Consider the following 19,769-nt stretch of genomic DNA (forward strand, 5'->3'; position numbering starts at 1 on the left):
GGGTCGATGACCATGAAGCTGGCGTTCTCCACCCTCGGCGTCCCTGGCCTCCCCATTCCGGACGTGCTGCGACTCGCGGTCACGCACGGCTATCACGGCGTCGAGCTGCGTGCGCATCCTGAGGAGCCGGTGCACCCCGGCATCGGACTGGCCGAACGGGCCGACGTGGTGGCCGAGTTCAAGGGGGCGGGGGTGGAGGTACTGGGCGTGGCGGGCTACGCGCGCGTGGCCGCACCCGGCGCCGACGAGCCGGTCGTCGAGGAGATCCACCGTCTCCTCGACCTCGCCCGCGACCTGGGCGCAGGCTTCGTGCGGGTCTTCCCCGGGGCCGCGACGGACCAGTCCGCCGAGGAGGCCGACGCGACGGCCGCCCGACGCCTCGGCACGGCCGCGGAGTACGCGGGCGACCTCGGCGTGCGCATCCTCCTGGAAACCCACGACTCCCACCGCACCGGCGCCGCCGCGATCCGTATCCTGGGCCCGGTCGGCCACCGCCAGGTCGGCTCCCTCTGGGACGTCATGCACACTTGGCTCGGCGGCGAACAGCCCTCCGAGACCTACGCGGCCCTCTCCCCCCACCTCGGCTACGTCCAGGTCAAGGACATCGCCTCGGCCACCGACACCACCCCGCTGCCCCTCGGCGCAGGCGTGCTCCCCCTCACCGAGTGCATCGAGGTCCTCTCCCGGCACGGCTGGGACGGCTGGCTGTGCTGGGAGTACGAGAAGCGGTGGTACGAGGGGGCGGCGCCGCTTCCGGAACTGCTGGGCCCGGGGCGTGAGCACCTGTCCCGTCTGCTCAACGATTCGGCGTGAACTCCACGGAGGCGTCCAGACACCAGTCCAGCACGGCGGGCCAGGAGCCGTAACCGGCGTCCAGGTCCAGGTGGGCGGCGCCCGGGAGGATGTCGGTCGGGATGCCGAGAGGGTCGCCGAACGCGGTGTCGGCACCCTCCGGGCAGTACGGGTCGTCATCGCCCGCGACAAGACGGGTGGGCCCGGGGAGCGTGAAGTCCAGGACGGGCGGGGCGAATTCGGCCACCTCCGGATGTCTTACGAGCACGGAGGCGGAGGGCGGGGCCACCAGCAGCACCCGATCCACGCTGCCGAGTCCGGGGAGGCCGCGGGCGGCGGCGTGCAGCCACAGGACGGCCGAGGCGCTGTGGGCCAGGACGACACGCTCGGAGTCGGCGGGCAACTCCCTGAGACGACCGGCCAGCTCGGTGAGCCAGACCTCCAGGTCCGGGTCGTCGGGGTCGGGCAGCTGGGGGTAGGTGACGTGGTGGCCGAGTGCGGTGAGACGGTCGGCGAGCCAGTGCTGCCAGTGGTCCTTGGGACGGTGGTTCTGCCAGCCGTGGAGGATGAGGTAGGAGCGCGCGGTCATGGCGTTGATGATTTCAGGCCCGCTTCCTTACGACACGATGGCTTCAAGGACTTCGTGCAGCGAAGTGACGCCGTCAGAAGCGAGGAAGTGGCCGGCTCCGGGAACGACCTCGGCGGAGATTCCGAGCAGCCCGGCGAGGCGGTCGGTGTGACCAGGCGGAACGTACGGGTCTGCGTCTGACCGCATGATCGTGAGTCGACCGATGTGGTTGGTGAGCCCCTCCACATCACAGCCGTCCCCGATGTGGGAGTTCAGTTCGGGGAGCGCGGGCAGCGGGTCGACGAACCCGGAGACCAGCACGAGTGTGCCGAGGTGCCAGGGGCCTGGAAGCGAGCGCAGACAGCGCAGCACGGTCAGACAGCCGAGGCTGTGCGCGACGACTGTCGAGTTCTCGTCGAGAGCCCCCAAGTCAGCGCGTACGGCTTCCGCCCACTGCGCGGGGTCGGGGTCCTGTGGGTCGGGAAGAGCCGGGATCGTGGTGGGGATGCCGTCCGCGTCGAGTTGCTCGGCGAGCCAGCCGAACCAGTGATCTTCAGGGGATGCGCCGTAACCATGGATGATCGAGGCGCGCCGCCGGGTTGTTCCGGTTGTCATGTCGCAGGACGGTACGGGTTCACGTCAGCGTGAAGGTCAAGCCGATGAGGAGGAATCGACGGTGCTGATCAGCGAGCTCGCCGAGCTGACGGGCGTGAGCGCGCGAGCGCTGCGCCACTACGAGGACCGAGGGCTGTTGGCCCCGACCCGCAACGGCAACGGGTACCGGGACTACGCCGAGTCCGATGTCACCCGTGTAGCCCAGATCAAGATGATGATCTCCGCTGGTCTGGGAACCTCCACCATCCAGCGGTACCTCGGTTGCGCTCGCACCGGCGATCACGGCACTTCCCTCGAGATGTGCCCCGGCCTGCGGGCCGAGCTGGACGCCTTGGCCGAACGGCTCGACACCAGACAAGCCGAACTCGGGCGGATGCAGCGACGATTGAGCGCACTGGCCGGCAACGACCAGTCGGTCAACCGCTGAGCACCCGCGCCCAGACCGCCTTCCCGAACTCCCGCTCCCTGACTTCCCAGGCGTCGGAGAGTGCCTCTACGAGGAGAAGGCCCCGTCCCGATGTGGCGTCGGGGTCATAGGGCTTGCGGACCGGGTGGTACGGCGACCCGTCGGCGACCTCGATCTCGATCGTCTTCGCGCCGTCGTAGGTGAGGGCCACGTCGACGGTACGGCCGGGGCGGCGGGCGTGCCGGATCGCGTTCGTGGCCAGTTCCGAGATGACGAGGGTGACGGTCTCGGTGGTGTCTTCGGGGACCGCCCAGGACGCGAGCACGATGCGGGCGCCGCGCCGGGCCTCGGCGATGTTCTCGCAGACGGGCATGAAGCTACGGCGCCAGGTGCGGGGGCGGGGGTTTGGTTCGTGACTTTCTGTGTTCACGGGACCACTCTCGGCGCAGGTGGGTACCGTCCACTAGTGACCGAGCGTCGACTTCCGCGCATGGCAACTGGCGTTGTGCGCGAGTTGATTGGCGTTGAGCGATGTTGAGGGGGGCGCTGCAATGGGGCAGCCGAAGAAGAACGCGTCATCGCCTGCCGCGCAGTACTTCGCGGAGGTCCTGCGGATGCTCCGTACGGCGGGAGGGTTGTCGCAGAACGAGCTGGGTGACCTGATGGCGTACTCGGGAGCAGCGGTGAGCGCGGTCGAGACCTGCGCCAAGCCTGCGACGGACGAGTTCATCGAGGCGGCGGAGAAGGCGCTGAACGCCGGGGGGCTTGTTGCGGCTGCGGCGAAGTATCTGCGGCTGGAGCGGTATCCGGCGCACTTCCAGGGGTTTGTGCAGCTGGAGCAGGAGGCAGTCAGCGTCTCCTCGTACTGCGCGCAACTCATCGACGGGCTGCTACAGACCGAGGCCTACACGCGTGCCGTGCTGGAGTGCGCGTTCCCTCCGCTGGAGGAAGACGAGATCGATCAGCTCACCACGGCTCGCATGGAACGCAAGGCCCTGCTGGAACGTAAACCGACGTGCGTGGTGAGCGTCATCCTCGAAGAGAATGCACTCAGGCGGCAGATCGGCGGCTCTGAGGTCATGCGCGCGCAGTACGAGTACCTCCTCACCATTGCCAAGCGGCCCAACGTCGTGCTTCAGGTCATGCCGATCAGCCAGGGCGAGCACGCTGGTCTGCAAGGACAGATGAAGATCATCGAGACCCCGGAGGAGACCACCCTCGTCTACATGGAGAGCAACGGCCAGAGCACCCTCGTATCCAGGCCAGAAGATGTCGGCATCCTCGCCCGGCGTTATGCGATGATCAGTCGGCAGGCCCTCCGACCGGAGGAATCCGTCGCCCTGATCGAGCAGTTGGCAGGTGAGCTATGACTGAACTGACGTGGTTCAAGAGCAGCTACAGCGACAGCTCCGGCGGTGATTGCGTCGAGGTCGCCACCACCTCCGCCATCCACATCCGCGACTCCAAGACCCCCGACAGCCCGCACCTCACCATCTCCCCCACCGCCTGGGCCGACTTCCTCACCCACGCCGTGAAGTGACCGTCGGGCAGGCGGCCAGGGGAACGGCAGTGACCTCGCTGCCGGTGTCGTCGGGGCCGAGCGGTCGGACGAACCGGTAACACTGCTGGGCCGTGGCGTACATGGGTCGCTCGACATGGATGAGGACGGTGACGGTGGCCCTGTTCCCGTCACGGACGGCACGCCTGACATCGAAGTAGCCGAGGGTGCCAGTGGAGTCGAGGGCCCGCAGCACACCGGTGGGCGTCATGTTCGAGGGGCTCATGTTCTCGATGTCCTGCCGTGCGGAGGCGGCCAAGGAACCGATCTGCCTACTCGACTGGCACACCTCGTCGTCACGCTCGTTCATCCTGGACGTCCAGGCCGAACCGGACCCGTGGGTGAACGTGAACCGGAAGCATCGTGCGACCTGCTCGGAGCCGCCGCCCAGAAACACGGCCTCCTCCACGTACATGGAGGCCTTGACGACGGTGGCCGTGAACTCGTGACGCGCCGAGTCGTAGGTGATGAGCGGCGCTTCACTGTGCCGCCAGATCACACCGGTGAGCGTGTCTGCGTCGGCGTCGGGGCCGCTCGCGGTGAGCGCACGGCTGGTGTCGTCCGCTGCCTCGTGGGCGCGCTCGGCGATCCCGGACAGGGCGCCCTGCCGACGCTCGCCGTTCGTGTGGCCGGTGTGCCAGGCGTCGTACCAGAAGTAGGCAAGCAGGGCGGCGGGAATCATCAGCAGCACCAGACACCCATTGGCGATACGCCGGGTCACAGCCCCCACCACCACGATCTGCTCGCCCATTCGCGCCTCCGTTCAGGAAGCCAACCCGGCCAATCTTCCCTCCAGTTGCCGTCTGCACTCCGGCCAGTCCTGAGCCGTAATCGAATACATGGCGGAGTCCCGCAACCGCCCCTCCTCCCCCGGGGCCCAGGACCGGGACCAGTTGCGCAGGACGCCCTCGAAGCGGGCACCGGTGGCGGCGATGGCCGCGCGGGAGCGGGCGTTGCGGGCGTCCGTCTTCAGGTCCACCCGGGACACATCCCACTCCTCGAAGGCGTGCCGGAACAGCAGCAGCTTGGCCTCTGCGTTCACCCCTGTCCCCTGAACGGACGCCGCCAACCACGTGAAGCCGACCTCGACGGCGTCCAGCCGGTCCGGCGAGAGCCATGAGCGCGGCTCCCAGTACGACGTCGTACCGACCGCTCGTCCCGAGGCGACCGACACCTGGGCGTACGGGGCCAGCTTCCCGGCCGCCGCGCGGGCGAGCTGAGCGTCGACGTACGCGCCGACCTCCTCCGCCCGCGGCACCCACGTGAACTCGTACGTGCCCCGGTCCTCCTCCGCCGCCACCGCCAGGTCGGCGGCGTGCCGGTGCTCCAGCGGCTCCAGGCGCACCGACTCGCCCTCCAGAACCGGCCCCTCCAGCTTGAAGCTCACCCTCGCCACCCCTCACAACCGTGCGCGCAGCGCCCCGAACGCCTCATGGAAACCCGGGAAAGTCTTCCGTACGCACCCGGGGTCGTCGAACGAAATACCCGGCACCCGCAACCCCGTCACCGCGAAGGACATGACGATGCGGTGGTCGCCGTACGACTTGATCTCGGCGCCCGACACATCCGGCACCGGCTGAATCTCGATCCAGTCCGGGCCCGTGTCCACGTCCACCCCCAGCCGCCGCAGGTTCTCCGCGCACGCCTCCAGGCGGTCGCACTCCTTCACCCGTGTGTTGGCGACGTCCTCGATCCGCACCGGGCCGGAGGCGAACGGGGCGATCGCGGCGAGGGTCGGCATGGTGTCGGAGATGTCCCGCATGTTGACCGTCAGGCCGCGGAGCTCGCCCGTTCCTCCGACCGTCGTGCCGGACGGGCCCACCTCCACCTGAGCGCCCATCCGACGGAGAACGTCGACGAAGCCCAGGTCGCCCTGAAGTGCCCCCGCCCCCAGCCCCGGGACCGTCACCTCGCCGCCCGTCACCGCCGCCGCCGCGAAGAAGTAGCTCGCGGTGGAGGCGTCCGGTTCGATCGTGTACGTCGTGGCCCGGTAGCCGCCCGGCGGGACCACGAAGACGTCGCCCTCCCGGGCGACCTCCACGCCGAACGCCCGCATCATCGCGATCGTGATCTCCACGTACGGCGCGGAGACCAGGTCCGTGACCCGGATGCGCAGGCCCTTTCGGGTCAACGGGCCCAGCAGCAGAAGCGCGGTCAGGTACTGCGACGACTGGCCCGCGTCCAGCGTCACCTCGCCACCCTCGACGCCCGCCGCCCGGACGGTCAGCGGGTGGTGGCCCTCCGCCTCCTCGTGCCGCAGGTCGACGCCCAGGTCGCGCAGGGCCCGGGTCAGGGGCAGCAGCGGGCGGCGGCGCATCTGCGGCGACGCGTCGAAGCGGTACGTGCCGTGGCCCGTGGCGGCCAGGGCGGGGAGGAAGCGGGCCGTGGTCGCGCCGTCCCGGCAGTAGACGTCCGCGTCCGGGAGCGCGGGGCCCTGCGGGCGGCCGTCGATCTGCCAGGTGTCCCGGGTCCGGCCCACGCGGTAGCCGAGACGGGTCAGGCCTTCCGCGAAGCCTTCGGTGTCGTCGGAGCGGAGCGGACGGACGAGGGTCGTGACCCCGTCGGCCGCCGCCGCCAGAAAGAGGGCGCGGGCGGTGACGGACTTGGAGCCGGGGATGTCGACAGCTGGCATGGCCTCATGATCGCCCGACCTTCACCTTCGGTGCCGTCGCGTCCATGGGATGGACCCCTGAAGATCGCCTGAACGTCACCGACGCCGGCGCCACCCCGCCCGGCGCCCGCCGGAACCGTACGCACGCCGCGACAGCATTGGCCCAAGGTGGTGGCCCATACGCCCCGTTGAACCCTGGGTCACCAACTTCCGGGAATCGGGCCGAACCGGGGAACCCGGCCACACCCTGGCCCGTCCAACCCGCACGCTGCCGGAGAGTCACCGTGGTCCGGTGTCGGCCTCGCTGCTGGCTGCGAACGCTGACGTACCCTCTCCGCCGAGCCGCGGCCGGCAGCACGCCGCCATCGGCGCGCCCCCCTCCAACAGCGCCGATGGCGGCCCTTCGCTCCGCGGGTTGGGCGGTTTGTTTGTCCGCGGGCCCGGTGGGGGCTGGTCGCGCAGTTCCCCGCGCCCCTAAAAGGGCGCGTTTCCGCAAGCCGACTTCATCAGAACCGCTTCGTGTGCGTTCCCCTTGACTGGCAGAAACTTCCCGGATATTGGTGGCTTCTCGGAAGTTTCCTTCAGCGGATCACCTCCGGAAGGAGCGCACGTGCCCTCCAGACGCACCGTCCTCGCCGCCACCGCAGGCGCCGCCGCCACTCTCACCCTTGGCGGGACCGCATACGCGGACGACAAGAAGCTCCGCTCCCTCATCTCCCGTATGACCCTGGAAGAAAAGGTCGGGCAGCTCTTCGTCTCGCGGGTCTACGGCCATTCCGCCACCGCCCCCGACCAGGCCGACATCGACGCCAACCTGAAGGAACTCGGCGTCCGCACCGCCGCCGAGCTGATCGCCAAGTACCGGCTCGGCGGCGTCATCTACTTCGCCTGGGCGCACAACACCCGTGACCCGCACCAGATCGCCGGACTCTCCAACGGCATCCAGCGGGCCTCCCTCGGCCTCCCCCGCGGTCTGCCGATGCTCATCTCCACCGACCAGGAGCACGGCATAGTCGCCCGTGTCGGCAGGCCCGCGACCCTCTTCCCGGGCGCGATGGCCATCGGCGCCGGAGGATCCGGCACGGACGCCCGCACCCTCGGCCGTATCGCGGGCCGGGAACTGCGTGCGATGGGCATCCGGCAGGACTACACCCCGGTGGCCGACGTGAACGTGAACCCGGCCAACCCGGTGATCGGCGTACGTTCCTTCGGCTCCGATCCGGACGCGGTGGCGGCGCTGGTCGCGGCGGAGACCCGGGGCTACGAGGCGTCCGGCGTCGCGGCGACCGCCAAGCACTTCCCGGGCCACGGCGACACCGAGGTCGACAGCCACTACGGCTTCCCCACCATCACGCACACCCGCACCCAGTGGGAGACGCTGGACGCACCGCCGTTCCGCGCCGCGATCGCCGCCGGCATCGACTCGATCATGACCGCGCACATCCTGGTGCCGGCCCTCGACGACTCCGGCGACCCGGCCACCCTCTCCCGCCCCATCCTCACCGGCATCCTGCGCGAGAACCTCGGCTACGACGGGGTCGTGGTCACCGACGCCCTCGACATGGCGGGGGTCCGCCAGAAGTACGGCGACGACCGCGTGCCGGTGCTCGCGCTCAAGGCGGGCGTGGACCAGCTCCTCAACGCGCCCGAGCTGGACATCGCGTGGAACGCGGTCCTGACGGCCGTACAGGACGGTGAGCTGACCGAGGAGCGGCTCGACGAATCCATCCTGCGGGTGCTGCGGCTGAAGGCGAAGCTGGGGCTGTTCGACGAGCCCTACGTCAGCGACGGCGGCGTCGACCGCACCGTCGGCGTCAAGGCGCACCTGGCCGCCGCCGACCGTGTCGCCGAGCGGACGACCACGCTCCTGGTCAACGAGGGCGGCCTGCTGCCGCTGTCCCACCGCACCCACCCCCGGCTGCTCGTCGTCGGCGCCGATCCCGCCTCCCCGTCGGGCAGCACGGGTCCCCCCACCCATGTCCTGGCCGCCGCCCTCGCCGAGCTCGGCTTCACGACCACCGCCCTGTCCACCGGTACGGCACCCTCCGCGACGACCGTCGCAGGCGCCGTCGCCGCGGCCGGGAACGCGGATGCGGTGGTGGTCGGGACGTACAACGTCTCCGCGACGAGCACACAGAGGACACTCGTCCAGCAACTGCTGGCGACCGGGAAGCCGGTGGTCGCGCTCGCCATCCGCAATCCGTACGACGTGGCCCAACTCCCGTCCGTACCGGCCTACTTGGCGTCGTATTCCTGGACGGACGTCGAACTGCGCGCCGCGGCGCGTGTGATCGCCGGGCGGGTGCGGCCGCGCGGGAAGCTGCCGGTACCGGTGCAGCGGGCCGACGATCCGGCGAGCGTGCTGTATCCGGTCGGTCACGGGTTGTCGTATCGGACGTAGTACGCATACGTCATGTGCCCGGCGTACGCCCGCCAACTGGCGCAAAGCACCACGCATGTCTGGCGTGCGCCCGCCGCGGCGGGTCACGCTGGGCGGGGGTGTCGGGGGGATGACGATGCGTGCGAGAAGTTCCATGGGGGTGGTGTGCGCACTGGTGGCGCTGCTCGCCGCCCTGCTGACGGCCTGTCAGGGTGATCCGCCCGCGACGGACGAGGAGACACCGGTCGGCAGCGGGCGGTCGACCTCCACCCAGCCGTCCGGCTATGGCGCGGTGTTCCTCGCCGTCGACGAGTGCAGCTCCTTCGGTACGACGAGCTTCACCGAGGTGCCGTGCACCGGTGAGCGGGCGGCGGCGCGGGTCGTGGCCCGGTACGACAGCAAGGTGGGGCACGGGCCGCCGTGCCCCGGGACCACGGACTTCGTCCTCCACATCAGCGAACAGGCAGGGTCCTTCGACGAGGACGGCGACGGAGCCGTCCCGCAGGGCTACGCCTGTATGCGCAAACTCTCCCCGCCGCACCCGGGCGACCCCGGCGGCGGGGGCGGTCCCCGCACCATCGTCGGCGACTGCGTCTACAGCTCCGGCGACGGCGAAGTACGCGAGACGTCCTGCGCGGGAGAGGGGAAGAAGGAGCCCGAGTACGAAGTGACGAAGGCCGTCGACAGGCGCACGGAATGCCCGGCGTCGACCGCGCTGTACGTCCAGCTCGGCGGGTCGGATCCGGTGGGGTGCGCCCGGCCGGTGTGAGAGGCCGGTGTGAGCGGCCGGTGTGAGCGGCCGGTGCCGGCGTCCGGAAAATGTGACCCATGCCAAACAGAAGGCTTTCCTTTTCTCCGGAAGGATTCATTCCGAATTCGCCTTCGTCGCGGAACGCTTGAACCCGGACAACGATGACCTGGGACTATCCGCGAAACGGGCCCAATTGCCGAACTCCGGGCGTGGAACCGTGCGTACGCCACCGCCGGAATCGGACGCGCTGAGCCGGACGAACCAGTCTTGAGATCATTTGGGCAGTCGGTAGGCTCCCCCTGTCATGACGCGGACCCTGCTTCCGGGCAGTCCGTCATCACTCACCGGCGGGGACTTCTGTGGCACTCCACGCACGAACCGCACGACAGCGGGCAGAGCAAGAGACGGAACACCGGCAAGCCGTCCAAGAGGCCGCCCCCAGGCGCCGGTTGTCGCTCCGGACGATCCTGCTCGGCCTGGCCCTGGTGCCCTGTGTCGCGCTGGTCTCGCTGGGCGCGATGAACTCGGCCCAGCTGTACGGCGACTGGAACAACGTCCACGACCGCAACGAGTCGGCGAAACGCTTCGGCGCGCCGCTGCTCGGCATCTTCGCCCAAGTACAGGCGGAGCGGCGGCTGAGTGCGGTGGCCCTCGCGGACCCTGAAGCGGACCGGTCCGAGCTGACGCGTCAGCGGCAACTCACCGACAAGTCCGTACAGAGCCTCGAAGCGCTCTCCGACTCCGCGCCGACGGATCTCTCCGCGGCATTCCAGGACCTCGACCGGGGCCTCGGGAAACTGCCCGAGTACCGGACCGCCGTGGACCGGCGCTCCGCCGACCCGCAGCAGACGTTCGACGGCTACACCGCGGTCATCGCCTCGGACATGGCGTTGTTCGAGGACTTCAGCAACATCGGCTTCGGCGAACAGACCGTCCTCGCCCGGCCTTTGCTCGACGCCCAGTGGGGCCTGGAGATGATCTCGCGCGAGGACGCGATCATCGCCGCCGGGGTGGCGAGCGGCCACCTCACCGGCGGGCAGCGCTTCCGGCTCTCCAGTGCGATCGGCGCCCAGACCCACATCTACGACGACAAGGTCCTGCCCCAGCTGGCCGAGGCGCGGGCCGAGGACTATCGGAGCGTGCTGTCCGGTACCGCCTGGAAGCAGAAGTCCGGTATCGAGCAGAAACTCCTCAGCACCGAGGAGACCGACAGCGCCGGCCGGACCGCCGTGGCCGCCGGTGTCGGCAAGGAGTGGCAGCAGAGCCTGGCCGGGATCACGCCCGAACTGGGGAAGGCCGCGGCCGCCTACTCCGACGACCTCGTCGCCTCCACCGAGGACGAACTCGGCAGCCTGATGACGAACATGCTGCTCAACTCCGCCGTGAGCGCGGCGGCCGTGGTGCTGATGCTCTTCGTCACCCTGCGCCTGACCGGCATCCTGCGCCGCCGGATCTTCGGCCTGCGCGCCGAGGCCCTGGAACTCCAGACCCGTCTGCCCGACCTGGTGGAGCGGCTGCGCCAGGGCGAGAAGGTCGACACCGACGCCGAACTGCCCGAGATCCGCCACGGCGACGACGAACTCGGCCAGCTCGGCCAGGCCCTCAACCAGGCCCGCGGCACGTCCCTCGAGACCGCCGTACGCGAGGTCGAGCTGTACCGCGGCTTCGAGCGGCTGCTGCAACGCATCGCCAGGCGCACCCAGTTGCTCATCGGCATGCAGCTGAAGCGGCTCGGCGAGATGCAGCGCCAGCACGAGGACCCCGCGGTCCTGGAGGGGCTGTTCGACCTCGACCACCTGGCGGCCCGGCTGCGCCGCTACGAGGAGAACCTGGTGATCCTCGGCAACGGACAGCCGCAGCGCCGCTGGCGCAGGCCCGTACTCCTCATGGACGTCATGCGCTCCGCACAGGGCGAGGTGCAGGACTACCGGCGCATCCGGATCGACACCGACGGCGAGACCTGGCTCTCCGAGCGCGCCGTCGGCCCCATGGTGCACGTGCTGGCGGAACTGATGGAGAACGCGGTGTCGTTCTCCCGGCCGCCGACCCCGGTCGAGGTGACCGCGTCCCAGGTCGGGCGCGGCGTCGCGATCGAGATCGAGGACCGCGGCATGGGCATGGACCCCCAGCAGTACGCCGAGGCCAACGCGCTGATGGCCGACCCGCCCCGGATGGACGTGATGTCCCGCGCCGACGACGCCCGTCTCGGCCTGTACGTCGTGGCCCGGCTGTCCGCCAACCTGGGTCTGCAAGTGGAGCTGCGGCCCTCGTCCTTCGGCGGCACCCGCGTGGTCGTCCTGGTGCCCGGGGAGCTGATCGCCGACGGCGGACCGCTCCCCGAGGAGTTCCCCGTCCCCTCTTTCCCCGACCAGCTGGCGCTGCACGGCGCGCCCCGCTCCGAACAGCCGGACGATCACTCCGGTCCCCGGGCGCGGCCGATCGAGCAGGAGACCCTCACGCGTCCGCTCATCGGCCCCTGGGTCGAACCGCCGGCCCGCCCCGCCCCGGCCCCCGGGCCGAGCACCGGCCCACTGCCCCGGCGGGTACGCCAGGCCAGTCTCGCCAGCGAACTCCGCCGGCCTCCCCCCGCGTACCCCGACGAACCGAGTACGGACCCGGCCGGGGCGCAGCCACTGCCCCGGCGGACCGGGGCGCGCTCCGGCGCCACCGTCGCCGCCTTCCAGCGCCAGTCCCGGACGGCCCGGCTCAGGCCCGCCCCCGACCAACAGCCCAACCACCCCGCACCGGGCCCCGAACGGACCCGGAAGGAAGACGGACGATGACTCTGCGAACCACTGCCACCAACTCCGACCTCGACTGGCTGCTCGACCGTCTGGTCGACCAGGTCCCGGGCACCCGGCACGCCGTCGTGCTGTCCGACGACGGGCTGGTCGTCAGCCAGTCCGGCAGCATCCCCCGGGTCGACGCCGAACGCCTCGCAGCCATCGCCACCGGCCATCAGAGCCTGGCCCGCGGAGTCGGCGAGGTATTCGGCGGTGGCGCGGTCCACCAGGTCATCATCGAGCTGGACGAGCTGTGGCTGTTCATCAGCGCCGCCGGCCGCGGCACCCATCTGGCGGTCGTCGCGGACCAGGAGGTGGACGCCGAGGTGATGGCCGTCGCGATGGACACCCTCGTGCAGCAGGTGGGACAGCATCTGGGCACCGAGGTGCGGGTCGTCCAGGGGCATACGGAGGGCGGTGTACGTGAGTGAGGCACTGGGCCGACGCGGCGGCGGACGACGATGACGCGGAGGAGAGCCTCGTCAGGCCGTACACGATCACTCAGGGGCGTACGGCCTCGGCACGGGACGACCTCACCCTCATCACCGTGATCGCCACCGTCGCCACGCCCGGCGACCAGCACTCCGACCGCGGTCTGCAACCCGAGCACCGGCTGATCCTCAGACAGTGCCGTACACCGGTGGCGCTCGCCGAGGTCGCCGCGGGGCTGCGGCTGCCCGTCGCGGTGACGAAGATCCTCGTCGACGACCTGCTCGTGCGGGGAAGGGTGACGGCCCGGCCGCCGCTCACGGTCGTGCTGGGCGAGGAACCGGACATGATTCTTCTTCAGGCGGTGAAGGATGCCCTACTCAGACTCTGACGAACCGCAGACCGGGGCAGCTGTGCCGGCGGCGGACGCGGCTCCGGCGCTCGCCGCCGTGAAGATACTGATCGCGGGCGGGTTCGGTGTCGGCAAGACCACCATGGTCGGTGCCGTGAGCGAGATACCGCCCCTGAACACCGAGGAGCAGCTGACCGTCGCGGGCCTCGGCGTGGACGACCTCGTCGGGGTGGAGGACAAGACCACCACGACCGTGGCGCTGGACTTCGGCCGGATCACGGTGAGTTCGCAGCTCGTCCTGTACCTCTTCGGCACCCCGGGCCAGGAACGCTTCTGGTTCATGTGGAACGACCTGGTGCACGGGGCCCTCGGTGCCGTCGTCCTCGCGGACACCCGGCGGCTGGAGAGCAGTTTCGCGTCCATCGACTTCTTCGAGAGCCGCGGCGTCCCTTTCGTCGTCGGCGTCAACTGCTTCCACGGACTCCAGGACCGCACCGTGCCCGAGGTCAGGGACGCGCTCGACCTCGACCCGAACGTCCCCGTCATCATGGGCGACCTCAGGCAGCGACGGGCGAGCCGGGATCTGCTGCTCGCCCTGGTCAACCGGCTGATGGGAGGCCGGGCACCGCTCCCGAGCCGCCGTTGAGAGCGGCACGGTCCGGTGGCCGTCTGCCACCGGACCGCGCCTCGATCGTCCGCTCCGGCCGTTACGGCCGCAGCGTCGGCTCGCGCTCCACGTCACGCACGTCGAGCTTGGAGTCGAACTTGGCCAGCGGCTTGGCCGCCGCCGGGTCCGACTGGACGGCGCTGGAGGCGACGCCCGCCCACTTGAGGATCTTCGCCGTCGCGAGGGCCTTCTCGTCGGCGACGAGACCCGCGACGTTCGCGCCGTGGTTCAGGCCCGGCGCGGTGAGGACGTACGAGTCCTTCGCGCCCTTGCCGAGACGGAACTGCTCGGCGCCCCACGGGTCGTTCTGGCCGTAGACGTACAGCATGTGGTTCGCGTTGTGGCGGACCCAGTTGTCGACGTCCTTCATCGCGGACGGCTGGAACTTCATCGGGATCGACCGCGGCACGAAGTTCCGCGGCGGCATGTAGCCGTAGCGGATGTACTTCTTCTCGATGTGCGGGAAGACGATCGTCGGCGCGCCCAGCTGCGTGCCCGCCTGGTAGTAGTACGGCGTGTACGGCTCCAGGCCCTGGTCCGTGTAGAAGGAGAACCCGGCGATCGTGTCGATCGAGCTCCAGATGGCGTCGTCGGTGGCGTTCTCGGCGTCGGCCGGGATCGTGTCGCAGTCGGAGAGCAGGCTGTACTGCCAGAAGCCCCAGACGTAGTCGAGCACGGTGGCCTCGTAGGCCTTGTCGAGGCTGCCGACGGTGTCGAAGGTGTAGCCGTTCTCGGCCGCGTACGCCGCGTACCGCTTCTCCAGCGGCTCCCGGCGCACCAGGGCCTCGCGCTGCACGCCGTTCAGCCGGTCGCGGCACTCCTTGGTGCCGACGGCGGCGAAGAAGCGGTCGTACGCCGAGTCCTCGTTGTTCACCACGTCGTTGGGGGCGACGTAGGCGACGACGCCGTCCATGTCACGCGGGTAGAAGCGCTCGTAGTAGGTGGCGGTCATGCCGCCCTTGGAGCCGCCCGTGGAGACCCAGTTCTTGGAGTAGATCTTCTTCAGCGCCTTGAAGATACGGTGCTGGTCGCTGGCCGCCTGCCAGATGTCCAGCTTGGTCCAGTCGGCCGGGTCGGGCCGGGACGGGGTGAAGAAGCGGTACTCCATCGAGACCTGGTTGCCGTCCACGATCTGGGTCGGCTCGCGGCGGCTGGGCGTCGTGGAGACGTTGTAGCCGCCGGTGTAGAAGACCGTCGGGCGGGCTTCGTCCTTGTGCAGCACGGTGATGCGCTGCTGGAAGGTGCCCTTGGACGGGTGCCGGTGATCGACCGGCTGGGTGTAGTTGAGAACGAAGAAGCGGTAGCCGGTGTAGGGCTTCTCCTCGACCAGGCTCATGCCCGGAACGGAGAGCAGCTTCTCCTTGATGTCAGTGGTGCCGGTGGCCTCCGGCCCGGCGGCGGTGGCCGCCCCGGCCGTGCTCAACGTGCCTATGAGCACTGTGAGCGCCAGCAGCCATCTGAGCGCCTTGCGCATGCACCCTCCCGGTTATTTACAGATGTGCGCCGGAAGCTAGCGGAGCAAGTCACCCGAGCACCAGGGGACATGACCGGTCGAGAGGGAAAACCCTGTAGAAAACCTGTGACGCGGAAACCTGTGATGCGGAAATCCGTGTTGTGCGGACCCCTGGCTCAGTACAGGATCCAGCCGGTGCTGACCGAGCCCCCGCCGACCGCGCCCTTCACCCGTACGCTCCGGTGGCCCATGTAGACCAGCGGTGTGCTGATGCGGTGGGTGCGCTTGTCCTTGTAGGCGAGCGGACGGTGGCCGCGCACCTGCACACTGACCGACATCGTCCGCTTGGGGCCGGGGTTCCTGGCGAGTGTGACGGCGCAGATACGGCGCCCGTTCTTGTAGACGTGGACGGCGCCGGTGGAGAACGGGAGTGTCCTGACCTTGCGGCCGGCGCAGGGGGCGGCCGCGTGCGCCTCGGCCGGTACCGCGAGCGCGAGGAGCCCGGACGCGGTCAGCACGGCCATGCCGAGCGCGAGCCCTCGGCGTATCGCACCACTGTCCACTGTCGCCCCTCCTGTACCCCGACCATGAGCGTACGGGTGTACGGACGCACGACGTATGTCGGATGGTTGCACGACCGTCAGCGGGACACCCTGACCGGCTCCTCGGGCTCGGACTGCCCGAGGAACGTCCGCCACAGCCGGGCGTACTGGCCGTCCCGCGCAAGGAGTTCCTCGTGCGTGCCGTCCTCGGCGACCCGGCCGTGGGCCATCAGCACGACCCGGTCCGCGCGGGCCGCGGTCGTCAGACGGTGGGCGACGACGAGGGTGGTACGGCGGCCCGCGAGGCGGTCGGTGGCCTGGTTGACCAGGGCCTCGGAGGCCAGGTCCAGGGCCGCCGTCGCCTCGTCGAGGAGCAGGATGTCCGGGTCGACCAGCTCGGCGCGGGCCAGGGCGATCAGCTGGCGCTGGCCCGCGGAGAGGTTGCGGCCGCGCTCGGCGACCTCGTGCAGATAGCCGCCGTCGAGCGTGGCGATCATGTCGTGCGCGCCGACCGCTCGGGCCGCGGCCTCCACCTCGGCGTCGGTGGCGTCCGGACGGCCGTAGGCGATGGCGTCGCGGACGGTGCCCTGGAAGAGGTAGGCCTCCTGCGGGACGACGCCCAGGCGGTGCCGGTACGAGGTGATGTCGAGGGCGCGGAGGTCCATGCCGTCGACGGTCACCCGGCCGCCCGTCGGGTCGTAGAAGCGGGCGACGAGCTTCACGAGCGTCGACTTGCCTGCGCCGGTCTCACCGACGAAGGCGACGGTCTGGCCGGCGGGGACGGTCAACTCGATGCCGCCGAGGGCCTCTTCGTCCTTGCCGTAGGCGAAGTGCACGTCCTCGAAGGCGACCTCGCCGCGCAGGGAGAGGACGTCGAGCGGCTCGTCGGCGCTCTTCGTGGACGTCGGCTCCTGGAGCAGTTCCTGGATGCGGCCCAGCGAGACCGTCGCCTGCTGGTAGCCGTCGAAGACCTGGGAGAGCTGCTGGACGGGGGCGAAGAACAGGTCGATGTAGAGGAGGTAGGCGACCAGCGCGCCGGTGGTGAGCGTCGCGTCGTCGACCCGTCCCGCGCCCGCGATCAGTACGGCCGCCGCGGCGACCGACGACAGCAGCTGCACGAACGGGAAGTAGATCGAGATCAGCCACTGGCCCCTGGTCCGGGCCTGCCGGTAGCTGTCGCTCCGCTCCGCGAACCGCCGCCCGCCGTCCCGCTCGCGCCGGAAGGCCTGCACGATCCGCAGCCCGGAGACCGACTCCTGGAGGTCGGCGTTGACCACCGACACCCGTTCACGGGCCAGTTCGTACGCCTTCACGCTCGCGCGGCGGAAGAAGACCGTGGCGATGATCAGGGGCGGGAGGGTCGCGAAGACGACCAGGGCGAGCTGGATGTCGATCACCAGCAGGGCGACCATGATGCCGAAGAAGGTGACGACCGAGACGAACGCCGTGACCAGGCCCGTCTGGAGGAAGGTCGACAGCGCGTCGACGTCCGTCGTCATCCTCGTCATGATCCGGCCGGTCAGCTCCCGCTCGTAGTAGTCGAGTCCGAGCCGCTGGAGCTGGGCGAAGATCTTCAGACGGAGCGAGTACAGGACGCGCTCCCCCGTCCGTCCCGTCATCCGGGTCTCGCCGATCTGCGCCGTCCACTGGACGAGCACGGCGGCCAGCCCGAGGAGCGAGGCCACCCAGACCGCGCCGAGGGCGAGTTCCGAGACACCGCTGTCGATGCCGTGCCGGATCAGGATGGGCAGCAGCAGACCCATCCCGGCGTCCACGGCGACGAGGCCGAGGCTGATGAGGAGGGGCAGCCCGAAGCCACGGAGGAGCCTGCGCAGGCCGTAGCTCTCCTCGGGCTTCACGGCCCGCGCCTCGTCGATCTCAGGGGTGTCGGTCGCCGGGGGCAGCGCATCCACCTGGGCGAGGAGTTCGGGGGTGGCCGGGGTGCCCTCCATCGCGATGTCGCGCGGCGTCCGCTCCCCCGCCCACAGCCGGGGCGTGATGCCGCGCTCGGCGTCGAACTCGGCGTCCAGCTCGTCCCGTACGGAGGTGTCCTCCGGTGGGGAGGCGGGCCGGGCGTGGCCGGGTGAGACACCGCCGAGCTCGTCCGGGTCGGTGAGGAGGCGACGGTACAGCGGCGAGCGTTCCTGGAGTTCGTCGTGGGTGCCGATGTCGGCGAGCCGGCCGCCGTCGAGGACGGCGATGCGGTCGGCGAGGTTGAGGGTGGAGCGGCGGTGGGCGATGAGGAGGGTGGTCCGGCCCTCCATGACGTGCTTCAGGGCCTCGTGGATCTCGTGCTCGACGCGGGCGTCCACCGCGGAGGTCGCGTCGTCCAGGACCAGCAGCCGCGGGTCGGTGAGGATCGCGCGGGCGAGCGCGACGCGCTGGCGCTGGCCGCCGGAGAGGGTGAGGCCGTGCTCGCCGACCTTGGTGGCGTAGCCCTCGGGAAGTGCCGTGATGAAACGGTGCGCCTGAGCGGCGCGGGCAGCCGCCTCGATCTCGTCGTCCGTCGCGTCGGGACGGCCGTACGCGATGTTGCTGCGGACCGTGTCCGAGAAGAGGAAGGAGTCCTCGGGGACGAGCCCGATCGCGGCCCGGAGCGAGTCGAGGGTCAGCTCGCGGACGTCGTGGCCGCCGATGAGGACGGCGCCGTGGGTGACGTCGTAGAAGCGCGGGAGGAGCAGCGAGACCGTGGACTTGCCGGAGCCGGAGGAGCCGACGACGGCGAGGGTCTCGCCGGGGCGGATCTCGAAGCTCAGCCCGTCGAGGACGGGGCGGGTCTTGCCGAGGGCGTCCTGGTACCCGAAGGAGACGTCGTCGAACTCGACGGTGGCGGGCGCGTCGGCGGGCAGGGTCTTGTGGCCCTCCTCCAGCGTCGGCTCGGTGTCGATCAGCTCCAGCACGCGTTCCGTGCCGGCGCGGGCCTGCTGGCCGACCGTGAGGACCACGGCGAGCATGCGGACCGGGCCGACGAGCTGGGCGAGGTAGGCGGAGAAGGCGACGAACGTGCCCAGCGTGATGTGGCCGCGCACGGCCAGCCAGCCGCCGAACGCCAGCATCGCGACCTGGCCGAGGGCCGGAACGGCCTGGAGAGCCGGGGTGTACTTGGAGTTGAACCGGACCGTGCGCAGCCGTCCCGCGAACAGCTTCCGGCCGACCTCCCTGAGCTTGCCGGTCTCCTGCTCCTCCTGCCCGAAACCCTTCACCACGCGTACGCCGCTGACGGCACCGTCGACGACGCCCGCGACGGCGGCGGCCTGGGCCTGGGCGTACCAGGTGGCGGGGTGCAGCTTGGCGCGGCTGCGCTTGGCGATGACCCAGATCGCGGGCGCGACCGCGAGGGCGACCAGCGTGAGCGGCGGGGACAGCCACGCCATCACGACCAGGGAGATCAGGAAGAGCATGAAGTTCCCGATGGTCATCGGGAGCATGAAGAGCAGGCCCTGGATCAGCTGGAGGTCACTCGTCGCACGGCCGACCACCTGCCCCGTGGACAGCTCGTCCTGCCGGCGGCCGTCGAGGCGGGTGATCGTCCCGTACATCTCGGTCCGCAGGTCGTGCTGGACGTCGAGGGCGAGACGGCCGCCGTAGTAGCGGCGGATGAAGGTGAGGACGTAGACGAAGACGGCCGCGCCCACCAGGGCGCCCGCCCAGGTCGCCATGGACCGGGTGTGGTCACCGACCACGTCGTCGATGATCACCTTGGTGATCAGCGGCACCAGCGCCATGACGGCCATGCCGACGAGGGAGGAGCCGAGCGCGAGGACGACGTCCTTGGGGTGGCGCCAGGCGTACGCCCAGAGTCTCCGCGCCCATCCCTGCCGCGCTTCCACGTCGGTGCCTCCCCGTTCTGTTGGATCTACGG

At 70.2% G+C, this 19,769-nt stretch carries 19 protein-coding genes; 10 read left to right on the top strand and 9 right to left on the bottom strand.

What is annotated here, in order from left to right; genetic code table 11:
• The first annotated feature begins 12 nt into the window (after nucleotides 1–12).
• The gene (locus ACIHFB_RS38735; RefSeq protein WP_365283491.1) at nucleotides 13–813 is read left to right on the top strand and encodes a sugar phosphate isomerase/epimerase family protein; all 801 of its coding nucleotides are present in this window, start codon (nucleotides 13–15) and stop codon (nucleotides 811–813) included.
• Here the strand turns inward: ACIHFB_RS38735 and ACIHFB_RS38740 are convergent.
• Together ACIHFB_RS38740 and ACIHFB_RS38745 are read right to left on the bottom strand one after the other, a co-directional pair.
• A complete protein-coding gene (locus tag ACIHFB_RS38740) occupies nucleotides 797–1,381 on the bottom strand; it encodes an alpha/beta hydrolase (RefSeq protein ID WP_365283018.1) in 585 nt (194 codons plus the stop codon). The genes ACIHFB_RS38735 and ACIHFB_RS38740 overlap by 17 nt on opposite strands.
• 27 nt (nucleotides 1,382–1,408) lie before the next feature.
• Nucleotides 1,409–1,975, bottom strand: a complete 567-nt coding sequence (locus tag ACIHFB_RS38745) for an RBBP9/YdeN family alpha/beta hydrolase (protein WP_400129363.1) — start codon at nucleotides 1,973–1,975, stop codon at nucleotides 1,409–1,411.
• Nucleotides 1,976–2,036: 61 nt separating this feature from the next.
• Between ACIHFB_RS38745 and ACIHFB_RS38750 the strand changes: the two genes are divergently transcribed.
• Nucleotides 2,037–2,402 carry a MerR family transcriptional regulator gene (locus ACIHFB_RS38750; RefSeq protein ID WP_400129364.1) on the top strand — a complete coding sequence of 122 codons (366 nt, stop codon included), beginning with the start codon at nucleotides 2,037–2,039 and terminating at the stop codon, nucleotides 2,400–2,402.
• Here the strand turns inward: ACIHFB_RS38750 and ACIHFB_RS38755 are convergent.
• Entirely contained in the window at nucleotides 2,392–2,811 is a 420-nt protein-coding gene (locus tag ACIHFB_RS38755) for an ATP-binding protein (RefSeq protein WP_400129365.1), read from the bottom strand. The genes ACIHFB_RS38750 and ACIHFB_RS38755 overlap by 11 nt on opposite strands.
• Nucleotides 2,812–2,932: 121 nt before the next feature.
• Between ACIHFB_RS38755 and ACIHFB_RS38760 the strand changes: the two genes are divergently transcribed.
• Together ACIHFB_RS38760 and ACIHFB_RS38765 are read left to right on the top strand one after the other, a co-directional pair.
• On the top strand, nucleotides 2,933–3,751 hold the full coding sequence (locus ACIHFB_RS38760; RefSeq protein WP_400129366.1) for a Scr1 family TA system antitoxin-like transcriptional regulator: 819 nt from the start codon (nucleotides 2,933–2,935) through the stop codon (nucleotides 3,749–3,751).
• Nucleotides 3,748–3,921: a DUF397 domain-containing protein gene (locus ACIHFB_RS38765; RefSeq protein WP_400129367.1), complete on the top strand. Its 174-nt coding sequence runs from the start codon at nucleotides 3,748–3,750 to the stop codon at nucleotides 3,919–3,921. Before ACIHFB_RS38760 ends, ACIHFB_RS38765 begins: the two co-directional genes overlap by 4 nt.
• On the opposite strand, the gene ACIHFB_RS38770 is transcribed toward ACIHFB_RS38765, so the two are convergent.
• From ACIHFB_RS38770 to aroA, 3 genes are read right to left on the bottom strand one after another with little or no spacing between them, the layout of a single operon-like run.
• A complete protein-coding gene (locus ACIHFB_RS38770; protein WP_365283024.1) occupies nucleotides 3,902–4,690 on the bottom strand; it encodes a hypothetical protein in 789 nt (262 codons plus the stop codon). The two genes, ACIHFB_RS38765 and ACIHFB_RS38770, sit on opposite strands and share 20 nt — an antisense overlap.
• Nucleotides 4,691–4,702: 12 nt before the next feature.
• Nucleotides 4,703–5,326 carry a GNAT family protein gene (locus ACIHFB_RS38775; RefSeq protein ID WP_365283028.1) on the bottom strand — a complete coding sequence of 208 codons (624 nt, stop codon included), beginning with the start codon at nucleotides 5,324–5,326 and terminating at the stop codon, nucleotides 4,703–4,705.
• Between the two features lie 12 nt (nucleotides 5,327–5,338).
• Nucleotides 5,339–6,571, bottom strand: coding sequence for a 3-phosphoshikimate 1-carboxyvinyltransferase (gene aroA, locus ACIHFB_RS38780; RefSeq protein ID WP_400129368.1), 1,233 nt, complete (start codon nucleotides 6,569–6,571; stop codon nucleotides 5,339–5,341).
• Between the two features lie 589 nt (nucleotides 6,572–7,160).
• On the opposite strand from aroA, the gene ACIHFB_RS38785 reads away from it, so the two are divergent.
• The 6 genes from ACIHFB_RS38785 to ACIHFB_RS38810 all read left to right on the top strand — a co-directional run bounded on the left by ACIHFB_RS38785 (nucleotide 7,161) and on the right by ACIHFB_RS38810 (nucleotide 13,891).
• Nucleotides 7,161–8,951: a glycoside hydrolase family 3 protein gene (locus ACIHFB_RS38785; protein ID WP_400129369.1), complete on the top strand. Its 1,791-nt coding sequence runs from the start codon at nucleotides 7,161–7,163 to the stop codon at nucleotides 8,949–8,951.
• 115 nt (nucleotides 8,952–9,066) lie between these two features.
• Nucleotides 9,067–9,699 (top strand): hypothetical protein, encoded by a 633-nt coding sequence (locus tag ACIHFB_RS38790; protein WP_365283034.1) that lies wholly within the window; start codon nucleotides 9,067–9,069, stop codon nucleotides 9,697–9,699.
• Nucleotides 9,700–10,130: 431 nt separating this feature from the next.
• Entirely contained in the window at nucleotides 10,131–12,464 is a 2,334-nt protein-coding gene (locus ACIHFB_RS38795) for a nitrate- and nitrite sensing domain-containing protein (protein ID WP_365283036.1), read from the top strand.
• Entirely contained in the window at nucleotides 12,461–12,895 is a 435-nt protein-coding gene (locus tag ACIHFB_RS38800; RefSeq protein ID WP_365283038.1) for a roadblock/LC7 domain-containing protein, read from the top strand. The genes ACIHFB_RS38795 and ACIHFB_RS38800 overlap by 4 nt, the downstream gene beginning before the upstream one ends.
• Nucleotides 12,892–13,284 (top strand): DUF742 domain-containing protein, encoded by a 393-nt coding sequence (locus ACIHFB_RS38805; protein ID WP_365283040.1) that lies wholly within the window; start codon nucleotides 12,892–12,894, stop codon nucleotides 13,282–13,284. Before ACIHFB_RS38800 ends, ACIHFB_RS38805 begins: the two co-directional genes overlap by 4 nt.
• Nucleotides 13,265–13,891 (top strand): GTP-binding protein, encoded by a 627-nt coding sequence (locus tag ACIHFB_RS38810; protein WP_400129370.1) that lies wholly within the window; start codon nucleotides 13,265–13,267, stop codon nucleotides 13,889–13,891. The genes ACIHFB_RS38805 and ACIHFB_RS38810 overlap by 20 nt, the downstream gene beginning before the upstream one ends.
• A gap of 61 nt (nucleotides 13,892–13,952) precedes the next feature.
• Here the strand turns inward: ACIHFB_RS38810 and ACIHFB_RS38815 are convergent, their stop codons facing one another.
• The 3 genes from ACIHFB_RS38815 to ACIHFB_RS38825 all read right to left on the bottom strand — a co-directional run bounded on the left by ACIHFB_RS38815 (nucleotide 13,953) and on the right by ACIHFB_RS38825 (nucleotide 19,737).
• A complete protein-coding gene (locus ACIHFB_RS38815; RefSeq protein WP_365283042.1) occupies nucleotides 13,953–15,386 on the bottom strand; it encodes a S28 family serine protease in 1,434 nt (477 codons plus the stop codon).
• A 155-nt stretch (nucleotides 15,387–15,541) separates the two neighbouring features.
• Nucleotides 15,542–15,928 carry a hypothetical protein gene (locus ACIHFB_RS38820; RefSeq protein WP_365283044.1) on the bottom strand — a complete coding sequence of 129 codons (387 nt, stop codon included), beginning with the start codon at nucleotides 15,926–15,928 and terminating at the stop codon, nucleotides 15,542–15,544.
• 77 nt (nucleotides 15,929–16,005) lie between these two features.
• Entirely contained in the window at nucleotides 16,006–19,737 is a 3,732-nt protein-coding gene (locus ACIHFB_RS38825) for an ABC transporter ATP-binding protein (RefSeq protein ID WP_400129371.1), read from the bottom strand.
• Nucleotides 19,738–19,769 lie beyond the last annotated feature (32 nt).

This window comes from Streptomyces sp. NPDC051963 (assembly GCF_044593495.1).
Taxonomy (GTDB): domain Bacteria; phylum Actinomycetota; class Actinomycetes; order Streptomycetales; family Streptomycetaceae; genus Streptomyces.